The sequence below is a fragment of the Erythrobacter cryptus DSM 12079 genome, assembly GCF_000422985.1.
Classification (GTDB): Bacteria; Pseudomonadota; Alphaproteobacteria; order Sphingomonadales; family Sphingomonadaceae; genus Erythrobacter; species Erythrobacter cryptus.
Genome location: NZ_AUHC01000025.1, coordinates 1 through 14,655, shown reverse-complemented (window position 1 = coordinate 14,655; position 14,655 = coordinate 1). Strand labels below are relative to the sequence as shown.

The following is a 14,655-nucleotide window of genomic DNA, read 5'->3' as shown; positions in this document are numbered from 1 at the left end:
GTCCGTGGCAACCGTCTTGCGGCCATAGCCATTGCGGCTGTTGCCAGCCTGCTCTTCGTGGCCGAGATGATGATCCATCTCGGCATTAAGCGCGCGTTCGGCCAAGGCCTTCTTCAGCGAATCCAGCAAGCCGCCTTGCTGCAAGGCCGCAGCAGCATCACCGCCAGCCAAAAGTTGATCCAGCAAATCAGACGGGATCACAGGTTCTTTGCGTCGAGACATAGTGGGACTCCTTCTTACCCATTATGCCCGCCCACACACGAAATTCCTGACAGTCCGGCTTCAAGCCGGTCGACCTTGCCATCCCGATGTTCGGCTACAAGAACCACATCGGCATCGACAGGGCGCATGGGCTGATCCGCACCTGGGATGCCAGTGCGGCCAATGCGCATGACGGGGCGCGGCTGCCGGAGCTCATCAGCAAGCACAACACCGGCTCGGGCGTGTGGGCGGACACGGCCTATCGCTCCAGGAAGAACGAGGCGTTCCTCGAGCGCGGCATGTTCAAGAGCCATATCCACCAGCGGCGCATGCCGCGTCGGCCGCTGCCCGAGCACATCGCCCGGGCCAACGCCAAACGCTCCGCCGTCCGCGCGGCGGTCGAGCACGTGTTCGCCGGTCAGAAGCACCGCATGGGGCTGTTCATCCGCACCATCGGCATCGCCCGCGCCCGGATCAAGATCGGCATGGCCAACCTCGCCTATAACTTCCAGCGCCTCGTCTGGCTCGAGCGGCGAGGTGCGCCCGCATAGCAGGAAAACGGGCAGCCGAGCAGCGCTCCGGCCCCGCAAACCATGAAAACGAGGCCGAAAAGGCCAGCCGTCACGCGCCAAAGACCGCGATCAGACCCTTCGCGCCCCCATCAGGCCGAAAACAGCCGGTTCTTCGAGGTGTCCAGCTTTGGCCGAACGCGCGCTGAATGCCGAGATGGATCACCATCTCGGGCGCGAGGAGCAGGCGCCGCGCCACGCCGTACCGGACCCCTTGACCCTGCGCCTGCCCCGGGCTTCGGCGCGGCCAATGCCACCTCGCTTTCACCGCTCGGGGCTATGGTTCTTAGCCGCAATAGGGCAGCGAAGGTTGGATATCAGGCCCAACCCCTCCGCCACTTGCCCGCGACAAAGCGTTCTCCCGATCCGGCTGCGGCCGGATTTTTCCGTTGTTTTCGAGGGTTATGCGGGTGGGGCTGAGCACTGGCCCGCGCCCCGAAGGGCCCACACGCGTTCTCTCCGGGCCGATATTCTCCGGACCTGTTAACCGCCGCGCTTTCGGTGAACAGCTTCAAGTCATTGCTTTCAAGTGATATTTCGAAGTTCGCGATGCACGCGATTTGGAAAACCCATCTGGATGGCGAACGGAACAGAAATCGAACGCCGCCCGTTGCGCGCTGGTTCGGCTGCGGCCGGCAACCAATCTCGCCACAGCAACCGTTCGTGCTTTGTGCTGACTCAACCGCGTGTTAGCATTGCAAAAAAGCGTGAGGCGAGCAGTTGGCCCAGAAGTCAGACATCGAATGGACGGACGCGACGTGGAACCCGGTGACGGGCTGCACCAAGATCGGTCCCGGTTGTGACAACTGCTACGCCGAGCGGTTCGCTGGGCGGTGGCGTGGCATACCGGGGCATCCCTACGAGCAAGGCTTCGATCTGAGACTTTGGCCCACGCGTCTCGAGCAACCGCTCCGCTGGAAAAAGCCGCGCATGATCTTCGTGAACTCCATGAGCGATCTGTTCCATAAGGACATCGACCGCGCGTTCGTGGACCGGGTCTTCGACGTAATGGAGCGTGCCGACTGGCATGTCTTCCAGGTGCTCACCAAGCGCAGCTCGCTGATGCGGAACTATGTTCGGGCCCGCTATGGGGAACGTGGCGTGCCGCTGCACATCTGGCTCGGCGTCTCGGTCGAGGACGCTGCCCACGCCGCCCGGATAGCCCATTTGAAGGACATCCGATCGGAAGCACGCTTCATCTCGTTCGAGCCGCTTCTCGGCGCAATCGACGATGTCGACCTGCGGGGAATTGCTTGGGCGATCGTCGGTGGCGAGAGTGGCCCCGGCGCGCGGCCGATGCACCCCGATTGGGCACGCCGACTTCGGGACATCTGCAACCGGGATGGGGTAGCGTTCTTCTTCAAACAGTGGGGCGGCGCGCGCCCGAAATCCGGCGGGCGGCTGCTTGACGGAGAAGAATGGAACGGCTTCCCGACCAAGGTCGTACCCAAGCCAATCCTCGAGGCGCTGACCGGATGAGGCAGGCGCACCGGCAGAACACGGTCGGGCCATGGGCGAGGCGCAAACTCAACGCGCTTGAACAATATCTCGCAGCCTATCACAAGGTGATGCAGAACCAGCGGTTCAATTTGATCTACATCGACGCATTCGCCGGGGCCGGATGGTCGCGCGTGCGCACCGCACCAGCTGAGGCTCTTGGTCTCGACCTGCCGATCGACGACGACCAGGCCGAAGCCGAGGAGGAATTCATCGCCGGGTCGCCCGTCCGTGCCTTGGCGACAGGGCGGGGATTCGATCACTATTTCTTCTTCGATGCCGATCCGCGCCGTGCCGCATTGCTGGAGCAGCTGAAGCGTGACCATCCTCAGAAGGATATCCGGATCAAGACCGGTGACGCGAATGCAGGCGTGCAGAAACTGGCAGCACACTTCCACAAGCGACCGATGGCACGCGGCGTGGCCTTCCTCGATCCCTACGGCCCGCATCTGCACTGGGCCACCGTGCAGGCGCTGGCCGAGACGCGAAAGGTCGATGTCATCATCAACTTTCCGCTCGCGATGGCGATCAATCGGCTCATCACGCGCGATGGTCAGATCCGCGAGAATTGGGTCCAGATGCTTGATGCGTGTTTTGGCACACACGACTGGCACAGCCTCGCCTACGAAGCAAAGGATGACCTGTTCGGCTCGAATACCGTTCGAAAGAGCGAAGCGGCGGCCGAACGTCTGCTGGCGCTTTATCATGGCCGACTTGCGCATGCTTTCGGGCATACGGTGAAGCCGAGCCTGGTCACCAACACCAAGGGCAATCCGCTCTACTACCTTCTGTGGGCCTCCGCTAACATGCGCGGCGTTGCGATCGCATCGCACATCATGGCCATGGGCAATAGCGTGAACCTGCAGGAACTCAGACACCGCAAGACCACGCGGCGTAAAGGCTGACCGTGGCGAAGCTCAGTCGAGAGGAGTGTTTACTATTTCTCCTGATCGTCGAGAAATACCAGACAACTGCCACCCGATCGATTCTTGTCGTAATCGCCCCACTGGGGCATATGCGCTGTCAATAGCGCTTTGAACAGTTTGCCATGGTTGGGCACACGCAGATGCAGCAGTTCGTGGGCAATCACGAAGTCTTGGAAACTCACCTCTTGATCGACCAAATCCTCGGCAAGCGTGACGATGCCAGTGGTCGAACATGAGCCCCATTTGCGGGTCATACGCTGGATCCGGACGATGCGGGGCGCCACTTTTAGACGCTTGGACCAATACTCAACACGGTGACGAAGCTGGACGCGTCGATCTTCACTTGTCCGCATCGTGATCGCCGTTGAGCAGGATGGCGAGCACCACATCGACGACCCGGCCACGATCTTCCTTACAGAGCCCGAGCAGCGGGCGGTACAGTGCGGCCCGCAGCTTTCGGCGCTCATCGTCATTGACCCTGGCATTAGGGTACCTATGTGTTTCAGTCTCTGCATCCCTCGCCAGCTCCATCGCGGAGATGCCGGCATTGCGCAGCGCTTCATCGTCCTTTAGATTCCAATAGATCCCGAACACCCGAGTCGATAGGCCGCTGTCTTTCGCCGCCTCGATCGCCTCTTCCTTTTCCTTTGCCAGCGCGGCCAGCATGTCCATGGCGGCGAGGCCGGTGGTGTTCCGGTTCTCCAGATCCTTCAAGATGCGCTCGGCCCTGTCCTTCAGCGACTGCAGGACAGGCGCGGCATCTGCCTCGTCCTCGATCTCCTTCTGGAGCCCGCGCACGAGGTTGAACACCTTGCCCTCGTCTGATCCCGGCTCGCCGCGCAGCCCTTCCAGAGTCTTGACATCGAAGGTGACCGTCTTGGTCAGCCGGCCGAGACCCTCCTGCGTCGCGCTCTCCTCAACAAGACGGCGGGTTTTGTAGGCGAGGTCGGCGACGTAGCCGACATGGTCCGCATAGGCGTTCCGAACGGCGGCATAGAGCTGCGCCAGCCGCTTGAAGGTCGTAATGTAATCGCGCAGTTCAGGCGAAGGCGAAAGGATCTCCCACAAGGCTTCGATCTCCTTGTAGGCCTCGAAAAACGCCTTGCGCGGCTCGGGATCGAGGAAGCGGCCATAGACCAGCTTCTCCAGCTTCTCATCTGCGCTGCCCTCATCGCCGGCGTCGAGGTAATCGATCTTGGCCTTCTCGATCTTGGCCAAGAAATCCTTGAGCAGGAGGTCCAGGTCCTCGATCACGCCGCTGACGTCGGAACTGTCGAACTGCAGCGCCTTCTTCAGTTCGCGCAGCACGCCGACGAAATCGACGACGAGGCCGACGCGCTTCTGCACGCCATTGGCATCGACATAGGGCCGGTTCACGCGGGCGATGGCCTGCAGCAGCACGTGATCCCGCATCGGCTTGTCGAGATACATGCAATAGAGCAGCGGGGCGTCGTAGCCGGTCAGCAGCTTGTCGGTGACGATGAGGATCTTTGGGTCCTCGTTCGGTTTCTTGAACAGCAAGCGCACATCGGCCTCGCGCTCGGGCGAGAGCTGAACCTCGGCCACCAGCGGGCGGTCGACGATGTCCGCGGCGTTCTCGGTGTAGACGGCCTCCGACCATTCGGGCGGCAGCAATTTATCCAGCGCCCGCTTGTACTTGGCGCAGGCTTCCCGGTTCACGCCAACCAGGAACGCCTTGTAGCCGAGCGGATAAACCTTCTCCTTGAAGTGCTCGGCGACAAAGGCTGCGACCTTCTCGATGCGGTCATCGGCGGTGAGGAAGGTGCGCAGGCCAACCGCGCGGTCGAGCACCTTGTTCAGTTCCTCGACGTCCGTCACGCCCTCGGCTGCGGCGAGCTCGAAGAATTCCTTGTCCAGCCGCTCGGCCGGAACGGTCATCTCGCTCGGCGCCATGGTGTGGCGGATGGGAAGCGTGGTCTCGTCCTCGATGGATTCGCGGATCGAGTACTTGTCGAGATAACCTTGCTCGTCCTCGGTGCCGAAGATCTTGAAAGTGCCTTCGCCCTGCGCCGTCTTGGCGATCGGCGTGCCGGTGAAGCCGATGATCGTGGCGTTCGGCACGGCCGCCATCATATAGGTGCCGAGGTCCTTGGCGACCGAGCGGTGTGCCTCGTCGATGAAGACGTAGATGTTCTCGCGGGTGTTCGCGTCCTTGTCGATGCCCTCGAACTTGTGGATCATCGAGATGATCAGACCGCGCTTGTCGGTCTTGAGCAGCTCCTGCACCTCGGCCTTCGAGTTCGCCCGCCAGACCGGGATGTCCTGCTGCTGCATCTCGCCGAGCAGCTTTTCGACCCAGCCCTTGAGCTGTCCCTCGAGCTCGGTGCGGTCCACCACCAGGATGACGGTGGCGTTCTGGAACCGCGCCTTGTCTTCCAGGATCAGCTTCGCGGCGGTGAGCAGGGTGAACGTCTTGCCTGACCCCTGCGTGTGCCAGACGAGGCCGCGCTTCTTTTCCTTGTCCTCGCAGCGCGCGACGATCTTGTCGATGGCGATGCGCTGGTGTTGGCGCAGGATCGATTTTCGCGTCTCGCCGTCCTCGACATAGAACAGGATCCAGTCGCGCAGCGTGCGCAGGAAGTCGGTCGGCTCGAAAAAGGCCTGCACCGCGAACTTGTAGGTCTCCTCGGGCTGCTGCTTCCAGCGCGCCATGAAGCGGCGGTTAGCGTTCCAGGTGACGCCGTACCAGTAATCGAGCAGGTGCGTGACGTTGAAGAGCTGCGGCGCGCCGATCAGCTCCGGCGTCTCCTTCTCGTAGCGCTTGAGCTGGGTCACGCCCTGGTCGATGGCGCCGCCATCCTTGGGGTTCTTGTGCTCGACGATGCAGACAGGCACGCCATTGACGACGAACATCACATCCGCCCGGTTGCCCTTGCGCGCCGGCGGCTTCAGCTTCCATTCCCAGGTGACGTGAAAGACGTTCTCGCCCGGATGCTCGAAGTCGATGAGCTGAACATGGCGGTGGCGCTTCTCGGCCTCGTCGTACCATTGCCGCTCGCCGCGCAGCCAGGCGAGCACATCGCGATTACCCTCGATGGTGGGTGGGATTGCCTCCAGCTTCTCGATCACCTGGCGGATGGCATCAGCCGTCATCCACGGATTGAATTTGGCGAGCGCTGCCTCCAGCTCATCGCGGAGCATCATGCCGGCCTCGCCGCCGCGCTTCTGCTTGGCGACCTCGGGCGTGATCGGCGTCCAGCCGATGCCCACGGCGTGGGTCACCATCGGGAACTGGACGGTGCCAGCCTCACTGATCCGGATCTCAGACATCGCACCGCGCCGTTAGCCTGCCGTTGTGTGTCACGGACGAACAGCAAGCCCATTTGCATGTAGTGAAGCAGGGATTTATTACACGCAAGTATAGTTGTGTGTAGCGGATAACGCTCAAAGCACGTTCCTCCCCTCGGCAATGTTCAGAAGCTCGGGGAAGGCGAGTATGGCCGGTCTCCGTCCAGAACCCTGACGGATCGTTCGGAGAATCGGATTGTCTCCGTCTCGCAGCAGGCGAAGCAGCCGCTGCGCCGATTCACGCGGGATCCCCGCATTCTCGACAAAGAGCGGGGTGGGAAACACGGGCCTCGAAAAGATGAAGTCCACAGCAAGCCCAGCGAACTGAGAATGCGTGCGTTCGGCAACTTCGCGCTGCATTCGGATGTTCAGCGCAATGATCTGCTGGGCGCGCTCCTGGTTCTGGTGGGCCTGTTCAATGAGACCCTCGAGGAAGAATAAACACCAATCTGTCCATGCGCCGGTGCGCGACACCGCACGCATACGCTCGACATACTCTTCTCGTCGGTCTTCAAGGTAGCCGCTCATGTAGAAGCTTGGACTAGAGAGGACCCCCCTATGCATTAGAAACAGGGGAATGATCATCCTCCCAAGTCGACCATTGCCGTCTTTGAAAGGATGAAGTGCTTCGAACTCGAGGTGTATAAGGGCTAGCTGAACTAGGGGATCAGGTTGCCCGCGATCAGCAGTGTAGGCTGCCCAAGTGTCCAACCCGCTGAGAAGATGCTCCTGCGGGATGGGGACGAAGCTCGCCTGATCGATGGTGCAACCTTTTGGTCCGATCCAGTTCTGTTCGGTGCGGAATGCTCCGGGGTTCTTGTCGCGCCCGCGCCCCCCCTGCAGAAGCAAGGCATGTGCTTCGCGCAAGAGATGCAGAGAAAGGGGCCGCTCCTGGAGTGCATTCGCGGCGAAACTCAGGGCCACGCGGTAGTTGAGCACTTCCTCGGCATCGTCGCGCTTGGGCTGGTCCACGTCGCCATCGGCCCCGGCCTCGATTTCCAACACCTCACCCATGGTGACGTTCGTGCCCTCGATTTTCGATGAGAGCACCGCTTCTTGGGTCGTCAGCGGAGACAGCAGCACGCTGGCATTGGGTATGGCCGCAACGAGACCGTCATAGCGGGCGAGCGCGGCATTTGCCGGACCGATCAGTGGGACAAGGCGCGGCCAGTCCAACAGCTCCGGCGCAGGCGGGAACTGACCCAAATGATAATGCACCGGTCCAGTCATGTCGCACCTGTTCGGCGATGCGTCGGCATCTCTGCGACGATGATCTGCCGGGTCTGCGGGTCGAAACAGTAATAGATCCTCAAACAGCGCGAAGGATCACGCGTGTTGCCACCATTTTTGACGTGCCAGTCTGCCAAGAAGCGACGTCCCGCCCAGTTGAAATCGAAGCTGTCCTGACCGCAGGGCGCATTCTGAACGCCCTCGAAGATCGGGATGTTCGCGAGAGTTCCGCCACCATCAATGAAACGGTCTCGAGCTTGTGTGGCGAGCCAATGCAAGGCGCGCGCAGCTGTCTGGATGTCAATCAGCTCGGGCTTGCGGACACCGCGGCGCGCGGCAGGAGTCAGCACAAGACGGCCCGCAAACTGGTTTTCGCACCAGTCGGCAAAATGCTCCCAGGCGTTCGGCCAGACCATTGTGTTATCTGGATCGCCTCCCGCTTCGCGTAGCTTGGCAATCAGATCCTGGATGCGCCAAGCGGCCGCCTGGGCCTGCGCCTCAGCCGCTTCTGCGCGGGCCCTCTCGCTTTCATACTCCTCAACATAATAGTCGTTTTCAGCTCGGATCGAGGTGAGTTGCTCCTCCAGGGCATCCACCCGGGCCAGGGCAGCAGCCAGCTTCTCGCCTTCGCTTCCGGAATCCCTCAGCTCAGCCTGCCGGGTCTCGAGACTCGCAGCGCGCATGGCCGCGAAGGTCAGCACATCCCGCCCGATGCGGCTGCGGCGCAGACTGGCTCCCGCCGCTGCCTGACGAAGCCAGGAGTCGGCTCTGGCCGCGCTTTGTTGGGAAGCGAGTGTCTCTGCAAGCACCAGCCGGTGGGCATAAGGGTCGGATGCCTCGTCGAAACCCGGTTGGTAGATGCGCGCCGCCCCGCCAAAGACTGATAGCCGCTTGCCCAGCCTTTCGGTCAAGGCCCAGCAGGCATCGGCATGAGCAACCGTGACATGGGCCAGGCCCAAGAGATGCTGGTTCAGTCTGGCAGCGTCGAGGAAAGGCGCTTCCTCCCCAGTGAAACAGGTCAGCACGATGGTTGGCAAGACCCGCCCCGGATCGGTCAGATGGTCGATGAGCGCCTCGCCATCTTCACGGCTGCGAAGCACGCTCGGCGCTGTTCTGAGCCGCTGCGATCCCGCCAGAAGACCACACTTCTGCGCGATCTGGCGGACAAAACCCGGCACGGCCGGCGCAATGGCAAGGCCGGGCTCGTCAGTGGCGACAATCAGGCGGGTGCTGAAGCGCGCCGGCTGGCCGGGGATGTGGCCCAGCACCACCTCGGTGGTCCAGGCGCGGCCGGGCACATCCCGGTCCGGCCGGTGCAGGCGGAAGGCCCAAAGATCGGCATTGTCGGTCCGCAGGCGGATGGCGGTGGGGTCGCGGCCCGGCAGCGGCAGGTCGAAGCTCTCGCCCGCCCAGGCCTGTTCGGGAAGCTTTGTTCCTGCCTGTCTTGTTGCCCATTTCAGCACTTCGGCTGCGGCGGCGCGGGCGGCGGCCTCGGGATCCTCTCCTTGCAGCGTGGCGGCAATGCGCAGCACCTCGTGCTCGCGCACCATGCGTGGCAGGCGCGCGGTCAGCGGCGAAAGAGCTTCGGCAAGGCTCGTGGTCATGCGGCGGCCTCCGTTGCCGAGATGGCGGCAGGGGTGAGCGAAAGCGCGGCAAGATCAAGGTCGGCAACGCGGATTTCGCCGGTCATCAGCTTGTGCAGCAGCGCTTTGAACAGCTCGTCGAGCACGGCGCGCTTGCGGCGGTGCAGGTCGATCTTGCGGTCGATGGCCTCGAGGACGGCGACGATTTCGCGTTGTTCATCCACCGTGGGCGGCATCGGAACCCGGACGCCTGAGATATCACCCTTCCCGAAGTTCGGGACAGGGCCGGGTTTTACAATCGACTTAAGATCGAATTTTTGGATCCATTGAAACAGAAAACCTTGATCGGTCCCGTTCTTGGCATGCAGAGCCATGACATTAGGGTCTAGAACACACCATTCCCCAACGCGGCGCTTCTTGTTTGTAGAGACCGCCGCTCCGTTCTTCGGGAAGACAATTGCCCCTGGCGGAATACACCTGCGTATTGCCTCGTCGGCGTCGACCAAGCGCGCTAGCTCAGCGTCCTCAAGGGTGGCTTCGGCTTCGCATCTATTCATGTCCATGACCTTGATACCCAGAACACGAAAAGCTTCTGCGGTTGGTGCCTCGATCTCGCGATTGAGTAGCTCGCTGTAGTTCAACCGACTAGAGGAGTAGATCGCGGCAATCTCCTCGAGAGCCGGTATGTTCCAGGACTCCGGCACCGGGCCGATCTCGGTTTCCTTCTGCGCCTCGCCCCGCAGCCCGCGCGTAAAAAGCGTCTGCATCGCAGCGCGCTTGAGGTCTTGGGCAGTAGCAAGTCCGTCGTCCTGCAGCTTGATGGCATGCCGCACGAGATCGAGGACGTCAGCGATCTGCTTCGGCTCATCATTCGGCGGCAGCCAGATTTCGATGCGGTCGATCTTCTCTTGGTTAAGGGTGTTTCCCTTTACCTGCCGATCCTGCAGCGCGTCATAATCAACTTGTGCTAGGAAGTAGCCAAGAAAGCGCTGGTCCACACCATTGCGGGGGTGAATGGCGATGATTGCCTCATTGTGGCAAGCATCGATACCAAGGGTTGCGACCCGTCCGATCGTGAGCTTGAAGCTCATGATCAGCGTCCCTGCGGGCACGGTCTTCCCGCGAAAAACCTCTCGAAACGCCGCTCGACTGATCTTTTCCTTGGTCTCAGTGACGGTGCCGAACTCCGTCATGTCAGAAATCGCGACCCAAGGAACGCCATCATCGGCGCCCTGCCAATAGTCAGGGTTCGCGCGAGCTGGAGTCCGACCTGCCTTGTAGTCTGCAAGTTCCGCGAACGGGATCGCACGCCATCCGTCTGGGATCATTTCTGTTCTCCCAAGGGCGCCAGCATCTTGGCCAGCTTGGCATCAATTTCGCGAGCGGCATCGTCCAGCTTGAACAGGTCAGCGATGATATCCGCGATCGGTCGTTGGTCCTGTTGATCGACGTTGCCGACCCACCTGCTCGGGCTGAGGTTGTAATCCGCCTCAGCCGCCTGCTCCCGTGTGATGACGGCGATCTCGCCCTCGACCGGTTCGCCCTTCAGGTAGGCCGCGGCCAGCGGGCGAATGTCCTCCTGAGGGATGAAATTCTTCGGCCGCCCCTTCTGCACGCGGCGTGAGGCATTCAGAAGGACGATCCTGTCCTTGCGCGCGGCAGGCTTGCGCTTGGACAGCACGACGATCACGCCGGCGGCAGTGGTGTTGTAGAACAGGTTGTCAGGCAGCAGGATCACGCCGTCGATCAGATCATTCTCGACGAACCACTTGCGGATGTTCCGCTCCTTGTCCTCGTTCTTGCTGCCTGAGCCGCGCGTCACCGCGCCAGTATCGAGCACTACCGCCGCGCGGCCCCTGTCGTTCAGGCAGGCGAGCGTGTGCTGGAGCCACGCCCAATCGCCCTTGCCGGTGGTGGCGCCGCCTGCCGTGCGGAAGCGGTCGAACGGATCGTCGGCGAAGATGTCCGGGTTGAACGGCTGGTTCCACATCGGATTGGCCACGACGATGTCGTAGGTGCGGATTTTGCTGTCCGCCGTCTTGAACTTCGGATTGATCATTGTGTCGCCGCGCGCCATCTCGACGCTCATGTCGTGGATGATCGCGTTCATCTGGGCGACGGCATAGCTTTCAGCGGTAAGCTCCTGCCCGTAAAGCCTGAGCGGCACCTTGCTGATGGGATCGAGCTCGCGCGCGACGAGCTGGAGCTTGACCAGTAGCCCCGCCGAGCCGCAGGCATAGTCGTGGCATTCCTCGCCGGGCTTCGGGCGCATGATGTGCGCCATCAGGAAGCCCACCTCGGTCGGCGTGAAGAACTCGCCGGCGCTCTGACCCGAGCCTTCCGCGAACTTGCGCAGCAGGTATTCGTAGGCGCGGCCGAGGAAATCGGGCTGCACGTCGGCGAGGCCGAGCCTATAGCGCGGATCGGAGAAGGTCTCGACCACCTCGCGCAGCTTGGCCGGGTTGATGTCGCGCTCGCCGTTGCGCTCGGCGGCGAAGTCCACAACGTCGATAACGCCGGACAGGGACGGGTTCTGCCGCACCACCGCGCGCACAGCCTTGGTCAGATGCTCGCCGATATCCTTCGGGCGGGTCGGGCGGCCCTGCTCGTCGTTCGGCCAGTCGTAGGTCTCGCGCCCGCTGATCACCACCCAGCGGGCTTCCGGCGGCAAATAGAAGCGTAGGAGAGCGTGGTCCTCCTCGGCAATCTCCAGCGCCGTTTCGCGGTTGCCATATTCCTCGGCCAACCGCGCGATCTCGTCGTCGAAGACATCTGATAGGCGCTTGAGGAAGAGGAGCGGGAGCAGATAGTCCTTGAACTTGGCCGCGTCCTTCTCGCCGCGGATCGAGCAGGCCGCATCCCACAGCATCTGCTCCATGGACTTTGTGGAGGGCGGTGCTGAGCGCGTGCCAGTGCGGCGGCGCGTTACTTTCGCTGCCGCATCGGCCGAATCCGCGCTAGGCTCGTCCATGTCCACCCCGGCCTCGGCGGCGAGGGCGGCGATGGTGGCGCGGGCGGCTTTCTGCGGCATGTTGGTGCCGCCCTCCCAGCGGTTGACGGTGGCGAAGGACACACCAAGCCGTTCGGCGAGCTGCTCTTGCGTGAGGTCGAGATTGGCGCGGATGGCGCACAGCGTGGCAGCGATGGTCTGTTTATCTGTCATGTTTGATATGTATGCTATATTGCAAAATAGATCAATCCCGACGGAGCCACTTCGCTGCGAAATAGCTTGAAGACTATTTCGTTCGTAGAAACGAGAAAATTTGCCTCTCCCACTCTACCGGGAACCCGTCCATCACCCTTGCCAGCGTCACCTGCGGCCCCTGCCTGCCGTCGAGGATTGCCTCGACGATGTCGGGTGCGAGCAGGGTCAGACGAAGGATACGGGTGAGATAGGACGGGGCGATGCCCGCGCGTTGGGCCAGCTCGGCGATGGTGGCGAACTGGCCGGTGTCCAGCATGCGCTTCCAGCGGAAGGCGCGGGCGAGCGCCTTGATCAGGGCGCTGTCGGGCTTGCGCGGGGGAGTGTGACCTTCGGGCAGTTGCATCTCCTTCCGCCCGCCGCGCCGGACGAGGCGGAAGGGCACGTGGAGGGTGACGGTCTCGGAGGCTTGGCTTGCGCGGCTCATGCTGCCGCCCGTGCCTCGCCTGCCAGCGTTTCGCGGGCCATGGCGGCAAGGCCATCAACGCGCAGCCGGATGGCAAGGCCATCGGTGCCGATGTCGACCCGTTCGATCAGCAGCGCAACGATGCGCGCCTGCTCGGCGGGGAACAGTTCGTCCCACAGCGGATCGAGCTGGCGAAGCGCCATGCGGGCTTCGGCCTCGGTGATGTCGGCGGCCTGGGCGCGGGCCGCCTTCCAGGTGCCCACCACGATCTCCGGCTGACGGAAGACGGCACGCAGCCGGTCGATGACTGCCGCCTCGATCGCGCCTGCGGGCACGCGGCCCACGGGGCAGGCACCGGCGCCGTGCTTCAGCACCGTCTGGCTGACATAGTAGCGGTAGAGCCGGTCGCCCTTGCGCGTGTGGCTCGGCGAGAAGGCGGCGCCGTCGGGACCGAACAGCAGGCCCTTGAGCAGCGCAGGCGTGTCTGCCCGAGTTCTGGCGGCGCGCTGGCGCGGGCTTGTCCGCAGGATGGCGTGGACATGCTCCCAGGTCTCGCGCGCGATGATCGGCTCGTGCTCGCCGGGATGGCTCTCGCCCTTGTGCACCGCCTCGCCTATATAGGCGCGGTTGCTGAGCATGCGGTAGAGGTACTTCCTGTCGATCGGGTTGCCGCGCGGTGTGCGGATGCCGCGCGTCGCGATCTCGCGGGCAAGCAGGGTGGCCGAACCCACCTCGAGGAAGCGGGCGAAGATCCAGCGCACATGTGCAGCGGCTTCTTCATCGATCACCAGCTTGCGGTTCTCGACCCGGTAGCCATAGGGCGGGACGCCACCCATCCACATGCCCTTCCGGCGTGAGGCGGCGAACTTGTCGCGGATGCGCTCGGCGGTCACCTCCCGCTCGAACTGGGCGAAGGAGAGCAGGATGTTAAGCGTCAGCCGACCCATCGAGGTGGTGGTGTTGAAGCTCTGCGTGACCGAGACGAAGGTCACATCGTTCCGGTCGAACACTTCGACCAGCTTGGCGAAGTGACGGATCAGCTGCGGCACCACCCGGTTGACGGTATCGACCGGCACGGCAAAGCCGATCCCTGCCGAAGCGCCCGAGGGGCTGAAGATCGCGGTGTTGATGCCGATCAGCCGCCCAGCCGAATCGAGCAGCGGCCCGCCCGAATTGCCCGGATTGATCGCCGCGTCGGTCTGGATCAGGTGATCGATGCGGCTGCGCCCGTCCTCGCTCGGCAGGCTGCGGTCGAGCGCCGAGACGATTCCGGTGGTCAGCGTCCAGTCAAGCCCGAAGGGATTGCCGATGGCAAAGACCTTCTGCCCGATCCTGAGATCAGCGCTGGTCCCGATCGGCACCGGCGGCGGGCGGCGGAAATCGATCCCGATCTTGAGCACCGCAATATCATGCGCGGGCGAGGCGCCCACCAGCGCGGCCTTGTAATCGCGCCCATCGGCCAGCCGCACCCGCGCCTGCGAGGCCCCGGCAATGACGTGATAATTGGTGACCACGTGCCCGGCATCATCCCAGATGAAGCCCGAACCCGTGCCGCGCGGCACCTCGAACACGTTGCGGGTCCACAGATCGGCCACAAGCTCAGCGGTTGAGATGAACACCACCGAATCGCGCGCCTTTTCAAACAGCGCGATGGTGGCCTTCTCATCCTCGGCCAGATCGCCGCGGGCGGTGACCACCCGGCTTTGCGCATCCGGCGCGCCTGAGGCTGCGG

At 62.8% G+C, this 14,655-nt stretch carries 11 protein-coding genes and 1 pseudogene; 3 read left to right on the top strand and 9 right to left on the bottom strand.

The annotated features are described in order from the left end of the window. Nucleotides 1–222 (bottom strand): transposase (locus tag G524_RS0111820; RefSeq protein ID WP_027443886.1); only part of this gene is annotated, 222 nt, incomplete at its 3' end. A gap of 62 nt (nt 223–284) precedes the next feature. Here G524_RS0111820 and G524_RS15875 point away from each other — a divergent pair. From G524_RS15875 to G524_RS0111805, 3 genes and pseudogenes are all read left to right on the top strand, one after another. Beyond that, a pseudogene (locus G524_RS15875) lies at nt 285–752 on the top strand (transposase); the annotation flags it as partial. Between the two features lie 738 nt (nt 753–1,490). Continuing rightward, entirely contained in the window at nt 1,491–2,249 is a 759-nt protein-coding gene (locus G524_RS0111810; RefSeq protein WP_027443885.1) for a DUF5131 family protein, read from the top strand. Beyond that, entirely contained in the window at nt 2,246–3,172 is a 927-nt protein-coding gene (locus tag G524_RS0111805; RefSeq protein WP_027443884.1) for a three-Cys-motif partner protein TcmP, read from the top strand. The genes G524_RS0111810 and G524_RS0111805 overlap by 4 nt, the downstream gene beginning before the upstream one ends. A 32-nt stretch (nt 3,173–3,204) precedes the next feature. Here the strand turns inward: G524_RS0111805 and G524_RS16700 are convergent, their stop codons facing one another. The 8 genes from G524_RS16700 to G524_RS17415 all read right to left on the bottom strand — a co-directional run. Further along, on the bottom strand, nt 3,205–3,546 hold the full coding sequence (locus tag G524_RS16700) for a M48 metallopeptidase family protein (protein WP_084625171.1): 342 nt from the start codon (nt 3,544–3,546) through the stop codon (nt 3,205–3,207). Beyond that, entirely contained in the window at nt 3,533–6,484 is a 2,952-nt protein-coding gene (locus G524_RS0111795; protein ID WP_027443883.1) for a type I restriction endonuclease subunit R, read from the bottom strand. Before G524_RS0111795 ends, G524_RS16700 begins: the two co-directional genes overlap by 14 nt. Before the next feature lie 114 nt (nt 6,485–6,598). After that, complete coding sequence (locus G524_RS0111790; RefSeq protein ID WP_027443882.1) at nt 6,599–7,732, bottom strand: Fic family protein; 1,134 nt, start codon at nt 7,730–7,732, stop codon at nt 6,599–6,601. Then, a complete protein-coding gene (locus G524_RS0111785; RefSeq protein WP_027443881.1) occupies nt 7,729–9,336 on the bottom strand; it encodes a hypothetical protein in 1,608 nt (535 codons plus the stop codon). The genes G524_RS0111790 and G524_RS0111785 overlap by 4 nt, the downstream gene beginning before the upstream one ends. Then, nucleotides 9,333–10,643: a restriction endonuclease subunit S gene (locus G524_RS15870; protein WP_036857906.1), complete on the bottom strand. Its 1,311-nt coding sequence runs from the start codon at nt 10,641–10,643 to the stop codon at nt 9,333–9,335. Before G524_RS15870 ends, G524_RS0111785 begins: the two co-directional genes overlap by 4 nt. After that, nucleotides 10,640–12,478, bottom strand: a complete 1,839-nt coding sequence (locus G524_RS0111775; RefSeq protein WP_027443880.1) for an N-6 DNA methylase — start codon at nt 12,476–12,478, stop codon at nt 10,640–10,642. The genes G524_RS15870 and G524_RS0111775 overlap by 4 nt, the downstream gene beginning before the upstream one ends. 73 nt (nt 12,479–12,551) lie before the next feature. Continuing rightward, entirely contained in the window at nt 12,552–12,944 is a 393-nt protein-coding gene (locus tag G524_RS0111770) for a hypothetical protein (protein WP_027443879.1), read from the bottom strand. After that, nucleotides 12,941–14,655, bottom strand: a 1,715-nt coding sequence (locus tag G524_RS17415; protein WP_211219359.1) for a trypsin-like peptidase domain-containing protein, incomplete at its 5' end; no start/stop codon positions are given. The genes G524_RS17415 and G524_RS0111770, both read right to left, overlap by 4 nt.

Excerpts from the sequence above, each read along its gene's own strand:
- G524_RS0111805 (WP_027443884.1), top strand. The coding sequence starts at position 2,246 with ATGAGGCAGGCGCACCGGCAGAACACGGTCGGGCCATGGGCGAGGCGC.
- G524_RS16700 (WP_084625171.1), bottom strand. The coding sequence starts at position 3,546 with ATGCGGACAAGTGAAGATCGACGCGTCCAGCTTCGTCACCGTGTTGAG.
- G524_RS0111795 (WP_027443883.1), bottom strand. The coding sequence starts at position 6,484 with ATGTCTGAGATCCGGATCAGTGAGGCTGGCACCGTCCAGTTCCCGATG.
- G524_RS0111790 (WP_027443882.1), bottom strand. The coding sequence starts at position 7,732 with ATGACTGGACCGGTGCATTATCATTTGGGTCAGTTCCCGCCTGCGCCG.
- G524_RS0111785 (WP_027443881.1), bottom strand. The coding sequence starts at position 9,336 with ATGACCACGAGCCTTGCCGAAGCTCTTTCGCCGCTGACCGCGCGCCTG.
- G524_RS15870 (WP_036857906.1), bottom strand. The coding sequence starts at position 10,643 with ATGATCCCAGACGGATGGCGTGCGATCCCGTTCGCGGAACTTGCAGAC.
- G524_RS0111775 (WP_027443880.1), bottom strand. The coding sequence starts at position 12,478 with ATGACAGATAAACAGACCATCGCTGCCACGCTGTGCGCCATCCGCGCC.
- G524_RS0111770 (WP_027443879.1), bottom strand. The coding sequence starts at position 12,944 with ATGAGCCGCGCAAGCCAAGCCTCCGAGACCGTCACCCTCCACGTGCCC.